The sequence below is a fragment of the Bartonella grahamii ATCC 700132 genome, assembly GCF_000518085.1.
Classification (GTDB): Bacteria; Pseudomonadota; Alphaproteobacteria; order Rhizobiales; family Rhizobiaceae; genus Bartonella; species Bartonella grahamii.
The window spans coordinates 22,144-31,368 of record NZ_JACX01000019.1 but is presented as its reverse complement, the minus strand read 5'-3'; the positions used below and the strand labels follow the sequence as shown (position 1 = coordinate 31,368).

Here is a 9,225-nt window from a genome sequence, read left to right as displayed (position 1 = left end):
CCTCAAGACAACCTCAAGACAACCTCAAGACAACCTCAAGACAACCTCAAGACAACCTCAATGTGAAAGACTTTTGAAAAAAATTTCCTCATCGAAAATTTTTACAAGGTATTTTTTTAGATTATAGTCTGTTTTCCACCTAAAATGATGATTTTACCACCTGAAACCAAAGAAAATGCATGTAACCTTGCTGCTTTGTTGGCTTTCCCCAAAATGACAAAGCCACGCCCACCGGTCTTCAAACAATGCCAATCGATAAACAACAATCTGTAAACAATCTGGCTTCTTATCTAACGGATTTAACTGAGATTCCTCTTCAAATGCAGCCTTGTCTAGAGTTATTCTACAAAAAACGCTGCTTTAAGAATACGCACAGACGAAAAACATCCCAATGCATAAAGTTTTAACCGCACCTCAAACAATGGTATTTTACGACACAACGGGATAAACCATTGTCTTACAGATTTTCTCGTATCACTCTCATTCTGTTTCAAGAAGTTTCCTGACAAGTAAAAATGCCATCTAAGAGAGTTCAATTACTCACCATGTGTTAAACGGCATCACTAATCTGCTCTAGCCAACAGAGTGCCCATTTTGAAAGAATGAACGCTTTTTGCATACACGCTCTACCCAAAAGAAGGAGAGCACCATTTTGCCTTTTCTCTCTTTAAATAAACATATCCGTTGATCTCTTCCCGCCACCTCAAGGGACGAAGATTTTAGCCCCTATCGGTTTGTAAACAATTCAACGACTCTGAAGGGATTCCGTCTGCTGCTCACTTATATAATTCACTTGCATAAGGCTTAATCAAGTACCCATCCCCTGAATATATGTCTCTTCAATACTTAAATGGATCAAGTATTGTATGTCTTATTTTCCTTATATCACCAGCTTCAATAATAGTGTTTTTATGACGGTGTTTTACGGTATAACAAGATAAAATTTTATCCATGGGCTTTTTGTCATCGCCCACCAGCACCTTAAACCCAGTGCTTTAAGCCCGGCACTTTAAACAATGTATCACGATACCACAAGAGGGAGAATTTTGGATAAAATCTTTATTCCTCAGAAAAAAACTCTATGAATAAAGGAAGATTTTTTGTTCTCTTTTACCCCTACCTTCAATAATTACTGTCTTGATCCTCTAAAGAACAATAGGCAAACTGACCGTTACACATCCAACAAAGGCAGCACAAAAAATAAAATAATAAAGAGAGTTGAGTTTTTTCTAAAGCGCCTCAAAACTTTCTGCACAATATATTCTATAAGACTTTATATTCTATAAGACTTTTTCTCATAACAGATATTTTGCAACCATTTTTATCTTTCTCTCACACAGCTTTCATTCTCAGGCTTTGACAGCATAAATCACCGCCATATTGACGGGGCGTGTTTCATCACCCCCTGTTTTTTGCAACAAGACCTTATGTTCATGCTCTCCCGCAGCCTTCGTTAACTGATCTTTATTGTAGGCTTGAGCCAGATTTCTATCATATTCACCGTGATTCATATCCCAAACTACCTTTTCAACCTTTGGAAAACTATGCTGGTGTTTTCCTGTCGAATCTGTTTTCCCCTCATGGGTATGAGATTTAAAAGACTCTTCTTGTCGGCTTCCCAAGAGACGTCCTTTATCAATGGCTTTTCCACTATCGAGCCCCCGTAAAAACATTCCACGCAAATCGGGAACATTGAATGTTGTTCTCCCGTCTCCTTTTCCCCACGTTTCCCCCAAAACAGCAAAGAGATTTGCATAGTTCTTTCGCGAATATTCTTTACCACCACAGAGTAACCATCCAGAGGGTATTTTTTCTGTAGCAAAAGTCCCAATAAATCCAGAAGAAAAAGTTTCAGGCAAAGGAGGAAAGGGCGGAATTTCAGGAAGTTTTATAGTAGGATTGGTTAAAAACCATCCATCAGCATTTTTTCCGGCAATATCACGCGTATAGACGATCTCATAAAGCCCCCCCTTTTGAATTTCCCCTCCCTTTAAAGGCATGATACCCTCTAGCGTTGCCATATAAGTTGGTCTTGGTGGCAAATGATTTAAAGAAATATTTGTTATTCCTCTATTGACGCCTTGTGCTTTAAAGCGCACAACAATGCCATCCATATAAGTCTCAAAAAAAGACTTTGTCGCCAAACGAAGTGATGTCCTCTCGTTTTCCACATCGACAGTAAACTGTGTTTCAATCCCCCCCCCATTATCCAACAAATATTCTTTGATACGTTGCATCATAGCGCGAGCACTATCATTGACTGAGCTTGGCGGTTGCCCTTCTGCCCAGTTTATACTCTCGTCGGCATAAGCATTTTCTGATGCGATAATTGACCAATCATAAATCGAACTCATAGAAGATATTCTTTTTTCAAAAAGGGAAAACGAGCAAAAAATGAAGAAAAGAAAGCCGCAATTTTATTTTTAGATGCCGGTATTTTCTCCCCTTTCATTTTCTCCATTTTCAGTCCTATTTTGCCATAATCAACATGCAATAATTTTGTTTTTGCATTGACATAAACAGCTTCCGGCTTCACACGCAACACGTCTTGCGCCATAACACCCTGGTAACGTTGTGGATTTCCCTTATAATTAAAGGTATAAAGTGGATATCCCTTTTTCTGCCCCACAGGGATAATATTTTCTTTTGCTCTCACATCACAAAGCCCTAAAATTCCTCCGACCAATCCAAGTACTTGCTGCGCATCACGCAATGGATCTTTTGTCACAGAAGGCATTGTCGTGGATTTTCCTGAAGTCGTTCCGTAATTTCCAGCAGCCTGTGTTCCTATCTGTAACAAGCTTTGCAATCGGTTCCAATCTTGATTATCTTTTTCTGACCATTTTTGGCGTTCAGCATCTAAGATATTTTGACGATTTACATCTTGAATCATGCCCCCTTTCAAAGCATTGCTTTGCACATTACTCTGTCCTTGATAATAGCTATTTGCCGCATTAACCTGATCATTCTGAGAGCGATCAATCATCTGGTTTGCATTCATCATATTGTTAATATCTTGATTATATTGCTGTGCTGCAGCATTTGTTGCCAAGGCGCCTAGTTCATCGGCCAGCACACCGGTGTGAGCCCCAGAGCCATAACGTCCTGCCCCAGACATCGACTGATTAATTGCATCGGAAGTTTTATTCAGAGCATTTTGCAATGCAGTATTAAATTTACTATTGCTTCCAATCCAGCTTCCCTTAGCCATACTGGAAAGATTTGTAGCGCTGTTGGTTGGTGCATTCAACCATTGCGTTACCGTTGGATTGTTATAAAGCCCTGCTGCTTGTTGTAAACCGGTCAGAGCATTTTTTGTCATATCGCTAAGACCAGCGACTCTGTCTCCCTGATAAACGTTTCCGCCAATTCCTTTATTATAAAGTCCAAGTGCATCAGCACTGGCTTGTTTAAAAATATCAGCCGCCCAAGCAGGTGGAGCATTTGTTTGTGTTGTTGTCTGCACTTGAGGTGTGGTTTTTCTACTCATGGCTTGAGAACCTTTCTATATTGAATAAGATTACGAGAATATCCGTGATGAGCGAGCCTTTTCGCCCATCCAGTTCTTCCAAACATGTGCATTTCTTCAGCATTAATTGTTTGCGCCCATTTTTCGACTTCATCAATCAATTTGACCAATTTCAGCCCTCCCTCTCCAGCAAGATCTGAGAGAACGACGCATTTTTTCCCTGTATGGGCACTTTCAACTTTGGTTATTGCAAAAGCACTAAATTGGATTTTATTTTTTAAGACCAGCCACAATTGTGCTTGTCCTGTAGCGATTTCTTCAGCAATTTTTTCCAGACAAACATCATCAGGAAAGCGCTGAGCATATTTTCTCAATGCAGCATTGAGTGCCTCTTGATAGGGCGCTATTTTTTCCCACGGCCATTGCTCTGTCAAATGAGCAGAATACAAATCTTGACTCTCTTGCATCATAACTTTGGCTCTTTTAGCTTTATCACTCATCTCCCCTTAAATACCATCCCCCTACGCATTTCTCACGTTCCATACTTACCGTACAACTTTCAAAAAGAAGAATACAACAAAAGAAAAGAAGCCCCATCATCCCTTTGTCATAACAAATAGGAAACTTTCTTCTTTATAAAAATAAGCCATTGTGCAGACTATTTTTCCTTTATCGCAGAAAAGCATGAAACATAACGCACCACCTTGTTCCTTTGTTTATAAAGGCTTTGGTCTATGGGGCATTTGTTTTTTAATAATAGAAGCTTGAGCGCCTATCACATGATATTATAAAAGGGCATGCCTATCGCATGCCGGCTCGCGTCAATTCCACATCAAATCCAGTGACATGAGTCCAATTCACCCCTTCAGGAATGCGCAATTTAAAGCGATAAAACCGTGCCCTTGCGCGACAATGAATTTGTCCAGTATTATAAGAGGGCTGTTTTTCTGGCAACCAAACAGTTTCCTCTTCAAGAGACTGTCGAAAGCGCATTCCCACAGACAAATAAAACTTTCCACTATTGACTTGAGGCATAATATTTTTCACCCGTGTTATCATGCCATTTGTCTGCCCCATTTCTTGTGATGTCACGACACAAGCCATAGGAGAACCAGAAAACGAACCCAGTCTCCCCTGTTGATCAAATGCCCCCAGAATAGGCGATTCATTTTTCCAAACTTTACTATCGAGAGAAAAGGACAAATCATCAATATTCTCTGTTACAAAATCAAGACCTTCTAGGGTTGTTCCTGCTAAGAAAATAGGCAATATCATTTTGATATCCACAAGAGCTTTTGTCCATTTTTGCAATCCCCAATCATAAATGAGCAAAATACGTTTATGAAGGTTCTCATCAGAATCAACCATCCAATAAACACGATTATACACCCCATCGATAGCTGCAGACATGGTATACAGATTATCCTGCCTTGATTTTGCGGTCATCGTCCGATCGACTTTTTCGAACCCAATGGGTATAATCTGTCCATCATTTGTTATTTGATAAAAACCGCCCTCATCGGCAAAGAATGCTAAATCGCCCCGACAAACAATTGATTCAGCATTTTTTGCGCCTCGTTTATCGTGAATTTTTTGGAAACTAAAAATAATCTTAGAGCCAGGGATAAAAGAACCGGCATAGATTGCAGAACGCATAAAAATAATTGGATTTGTTGTCTCGGTTGCCCCTTGGACGAATCCGCCATCAGGAAAATCTTGATAATCGCAACTTTTTTTCCCAACAGTCCAAAATTCAGCATCATTTAATCCAGACCAATGAACCCGTCTTGGATACTCGGTTAATTTCATCAAACAAACGAAATCTCCCCAGATTCGAACAATCCCTGCTTGTGGTGGATTTCCTCCTAAATTTCTAAATCTTTTATCATGATTAATATCAATCACTTGTGGTTTATCATTGGCATTCACCGCAATGATAAAATCACCAAACAAAGCAAAAGACCACGGAGCATCGATATTAGCCAGATAAGATTTTCCTTTTTGGCTAATATCTTTCCAGTTCATTGTTGTATTATCAAGCAAGAAGATTTTTTCTCTTGTCCCAACAATAATGGAAACCCCATTTTTTGTTTTAACCGCAAGAGCGCCTAAAATTGGCTCCGGACAAGGCTCTGATAAAGGTTCAAAACTTGGCATAGGAATATAGGAGCCATCAGCCGGTAGCACATTAACAAGTTCATCGGTAAAAATTCCATTGATATCCGCCACATCGGGTCGATAATCAGCGATTGGGAAAAAAGCCATCAAGACCCCCATAAAATTCTTGAAGAGCCCAGTGCCATTCAAAACACCAAGGCTTATTGATAAAAAACCACAAAAGCCCTTAAAACTCTAAAGGCATAAAATTCAACAAAATACACAACCCTAAGTTGATAAACGCATCGAAAAAAAGATACCATAAATAATGGCATACCCAGCGCCATCCACCAGCGCCCGACCAAAATCAACCGCCCGCAATTCACCCCAACAACTGGGAAAAAGCCATCAAGACCCCCATAAAATCTTTGAAGAGCCTAGTACCATTCAAAACACCAAAGCTTACTGATAAAAAACCACTAAAGCCCTTAAAACTCTAAAGGCATAAAATTCAACAAAACACACAATCTTAAGTTGATTAACACGTCGAAAAAAAAGATACCATAAATAATGGCATACCCAGCGCCATCCACCAGCCCTTCACCATCAATTCCCAGCGCTTATCAAACCATAAGGGACAAACCAGGCATAAACGATTTGGAACAAAGCCTTTTAAAAACTCATTGGGCGAATCTTTGAGGAACCTTTTCGGCGCGATGTTTCAATGCGCAAAGCTTGAAGCTGTTCTTGAAAATCTCTGAAAGAAACGGCGGCATATTCAGGATCTTTAAGAATATTTTTATAAAGTTCATATTTTGCCCGTGCTTTAATAAGATCAAAAGCATAAATCAACCAAGGATTATCGCTTTCTTTCAGCTGTTCATCGGCAAAATGAACAGGAGCATAAGAAAGCTGCATAGTTTCCACATGTTCTGGTGTTGGAAAGAGTCCTATTTTTTGATCAAGGCACGTATAAAAGAATGGCGTTCCTAGCGCAGGATGCATACCATATTGTTGATGCAACACTTCCAAGGGCTTAAAGAACAACTTTGTTGGTGTTGTATTCTTTGTTGCTAAAAAGACGCCCTCCAAACTCTTTTCTGATTCAATAAAAACTCCCTCTTCTTGCCCATACCATGTTTTACCACTTTGTGTTTTAAAGGTCCTTTCTCTTTTTTCATTAAAGAAAAAGGGTTCGCATTCACACACACGCAAAGCCGTAAAAATTGAATCTTGAATTTGCAGGGAATATTCCGCTGTTGTATCGTCAATTTCATCTTGAATAAGCGCGACCATATAAGCAAAAGTTTTAGAATGGTCTGAATGTGTAAGGTTTAGATTTTTGGGATCAGTGGATAAAGTGGTCATAAGTCTGTCCTTTTTCTGGAAGCATTTTAAATTTTTCCCCCAACAGATCCCTCTTGTTGGGGGAAGTTAGCAAACATTCGCTTTAAGCAGGTGCTCCATAAGTTGGGATGACAATAGTGCCAAAATCCTGAGCCCCTTGCGTACTTCCTGGCAAGGTAAAGCAAGTTTTTTTCATACCAATAATGGTTTTTGCCGCGACCCCAAATTCTCTTTCATAATCAAAAAGTTCTTCCACCAATTTATAGCGTGTCGCCCCTCGATCTTTACCAAAAGCAATCACAGCACTCTGCGCACCAAGTAGAACAGCACGACGCACATTTGGTACAGCTTTATTTGCCGTCCCAGATTCGACTCCTTCGGTAATATGTTCAGCTTCGCGCAAAACCACACCATTATACATGCCCAAAGATCCATCATAGAGCGGATTTTTGATACGACTTCCACTATAGATTGCCTTGGTAATGTCGAGCCATTGCCCTGCATCTGTATTGGTTCGCAATTGCGTCACTTGGGTTGGATGAAGATAAAGCACATAGACATTTTCCCCATCAATCCGCACGGGTCTAATTTTGGGATTTGCCAATTTAGCCCGTTCAACAGCTTTATCAATGAGCTTAAGATCAAAAACATCGTTTGATTTTAAATCTTCATCTTTTGTTTTTCCATTAGGGCGCACAACGCGTTTATCGGTTGGTGCCGTTGGCGCATTAAACCCATAATGGACAGGTTTAAGAGTAATCGTACGTCCCTCAAAGTTAATAGCTTTTGCGGTATATCCACACACTTGAATGAAGAACATCATACTCAGACGATCTGCATACCAATCAACTAAGCCATTTTTTGCCTCGGTACGCAAATCATGGAGAATCCGTTGTTGATCAATCGTTCCCTCATTTTTGACACGCACAGCATGAACGAGTTCATTAATTGCCAAGCGATCATTGAGAAACTGTAAAGCTTCTTCATTGCCTTCCAATGTCTGCCCTTCACTCACCCCATCGCCTAGCAACTGAACACGCAAATTAAAGCTAATGGCATCCCCACTTGCTTTCGTGGTTTCATCCTTTAATTGTACGATACTGTTTGAATCATTTCCAATCAACGGTGCAATCGGAAGTGCTTTTGAGACTTCTTGGTTTAGTAATTTAGACCATGTGCGCACTGCCATTGGGTCATTAAGTCCGATATAAGTTACAGTCATTTTGTCCTCTAAAAGTTTTATTGACATAAAAAACCCGGCAAAGCGCCGGTTGTTAAAACACCACATTTCATTTCAAATGGTGAATTGGTTATTCGTGAGTTTTATCTAATTTCTGTTAGCGTCTGCCTCCCCCTTATAATAGCTCTCCTCACCACATCCGTGCTTTGAGAAATCCCCCTGTATTCCCCCGCGCTAAAAGCCTTTCCACGTTCCCGCAAAAAACACCCCCTGCATTCTTGTGTTTAAAATTCTCTTCCCCCCATTAAACGGTTAAAAGCAGCTTTATTTTTAGGTTCAGAAACCCAAGCGCTAAACTCTGCTTCTGACATTTTATCAAGCATCTCCAAAGAAATCGGCCCATTTGGCGTCAAGCCGTTATAAGCAGCAAGTGTACGTGCAGAATTGTGTCTTTCCTGTAAATTTTCATCCATGTTATTGGGAACATTTGTGTAGCCAATTTTTTGTGCAATAGAGTAAATCACTTCAGCCGGATTTTGATTTTTTTGCGCACAATCGCGCAAGATCTGCTTTAACTCATCACCAATCAACGCATCAATATTTTTGGGATCTGCCATCTCAGGGTAGAGCGAAGCGCAAGCTGCCAACTGTTTAGCCCGCGTTTCATAAATAAAATCAGCAGCTTGATCAAAATCATGATGCTTTTGTTTAACACTGGCAACAGACTGCTGAAAAAACGCATGCAACTGTTCTGCTTCGCGAGCCAGAGAAGGTTGTTGTTTTTCATTAACAAGTCCTTGTTTTTGGAGTGTTTTTCCCAACCATTGCATATAGCCCATAAAGTCTTTTTGTGGATCTGGTGGAGCATCTTCTCCCCCTTGAACCTCTTTTCCAGCCTTTTGCGAAGAATACTGTTGTTGATGCGTTTGCCCTTGAAAATTATCTTCAAGAGTTTTTTCTTCTCTTCCAATTTCACCGTCTTCTCCCTCTTGTGTTGAGAGTAGATAATCCTGTTTCAATTGGTTTTGTTCTGCCGGCGTTAAGTGTTCTTGATCCATGACATTAGCCTTCTCTTTTTTTAAACAATAAAATTAAATTTTTCAGATAAAACAGCCTGAGAGCATTTATCCCC

At 40.0% G+C, this 9,225-nt stretch carries 8 protein-coding genes; all 8 read right to left on the bottom strand.

Going from position 1 to position 9,225, the window contains the following annotated elements; genetic code table 11:
- Positions 1-338: 338 nt before the first annotated feature.
- Positions 339-494: a hypothetical protein gene (locus tag U736_RS12260; protein ID WP_155914997.1), complete on the bottom strand. Its 156-nt coding sequence runs from the start codon at positions 492-494 to the stop codon at positions 339-341.
- Positions 495-1,349: 855 nt separating this feature from the next.
- Positions 1,350-2,354 carry a phage tail protein gene (locus U736_RS0106780; RefSeq protein ID WP_026500523.1) on the bottom strand — a complete coding sequence of 335 codons (1,005 nt, stop codon included), beginning with the start codon at positions 2,352-2,354 and terminating at the stop codon, positions 1,350-1,352.
- On the bottom strand, positions 2,351-3,490 hold the full coding sequence (locus U736_RS0106775; protein WP_015857133.1) for a tail fiber domain-containing protein: 1,140 nt from the start codon (positions 3,488-3,490) through the stop codon (positions 2,351-2,353). The genes U736_RS0106780 and U736_RS0106775 overlap by 4 nt, the downstream gene beginning before the upstream one ends.
- Positions 3,487-3,969: a hypothetical protein gene (locus tag U736_RS0106770; protein WP_034451885.1), complete on the bottom strand. Its 483-nt coding sequence runs from the start codon at positions 3,967-3,969 to the stop codon at positions 3,487-3,489. The genes U736_RS0106775 and U736_RS0106770 overlap by 4 nt, the downstream gene beginning before the upstream one ends.
- Positions 3,970-4,270: 301 nt before the next feature.
- Complete coding sequence (locus U736_RS0106765) at positions 4,271-5,734, bottom strand: hypothetical protein (protein ID WP_015856830.1); 1,464 nt, start codon at positions 5,732-5,734, stop codon at positions 4,271-4,273.
- Between the two features lie 504 nt (positions 5,735-6,238).
- Positions 6,239-6,934, bottom strand: coding sequence for a hypothetical protein (locus U736_RS0106760; protein WP_015856831.1), 696 nt, complete (start codon positions 6,932-6,934; stop codon positions 6,239-6,241).
- Between the two features lie 82 nt (positions 6,935-7,016).
- Complete coding sequence (locus tag U736_RS0106755; protein WP_015856832.1) at positions 7,017-8,135, bottom strand: N4-gp56 family major capsid protein; 1,119 nt, start codon at positions 8,133-8,135, stop codon at positions 7,017-7,019.
- A gap of 242 nt (positions 8,136-8,377) precedes the next feature.
- Positions 8,378-9,151, bottom strand: a complete 774-nt coding sequence (locus tag U736_RS0106750; protein WP_015856833.1) for a hypothetical protein — start codon at positions 9,149-9,151, stop codon at positions 8,378-8,380.
- Positions 9,152-9,225 lie beyond the last annotated feature (74 nt).

Excerpts from the sequence above, each read along its gene's own strand:
- U736_RS0106780 (WP_026500523.1), bottom strand. The coding sequence starts at position 2,354 with ATGAGTTCGATTTATGATTGGTCAATTATCGCATCAGAAAATGCTTAT.
- U736_RS0106775 (WP_015857133.1), bottom strand. The coding sequence starts at position 3,490 with ATGAGTAGAAAAACCACACCTCAAGTGCAGACAACAACACAAACAAAT.
- U736_RS0106770 (WP_034451885.1), bottom strand. The coding sequence starts at position 3,969 with ATGAGTGATAAAGCTAAAAGAGCCAAAGTTATGATGCAAGAGAGTCAA.
- U736_RS0106765 (WP_015856830.1), bottom strand. The coding sequence starts at position 5,734 with ATGGCTTTTTTCCCAATCGCTGATTATCGACCCGATGTGGCGGATATC.
- U736_RS0106760 (WP_015856831.1), bottom strand. The coding sequence starts at position 6,934 with ATGACCACTTTATCCACTGATCCCAAAAATCTAAACCTTACACATTCA.
- U736_RS0106755 (WP_015856832.1), bottom strand. The coding sequence starts at position 8,135 with ATGACTGTAACTTATATCGGACTTAATGACCCAATGGCAGTGCGCACA.
- U736_RS0106750 (WP_015856833.1), bottom strand. The coding sequence starts at position 9,151 with ATGGATCAAGAACACTTAACGCCGGCAGAACAAAACCAATTGAAACAG.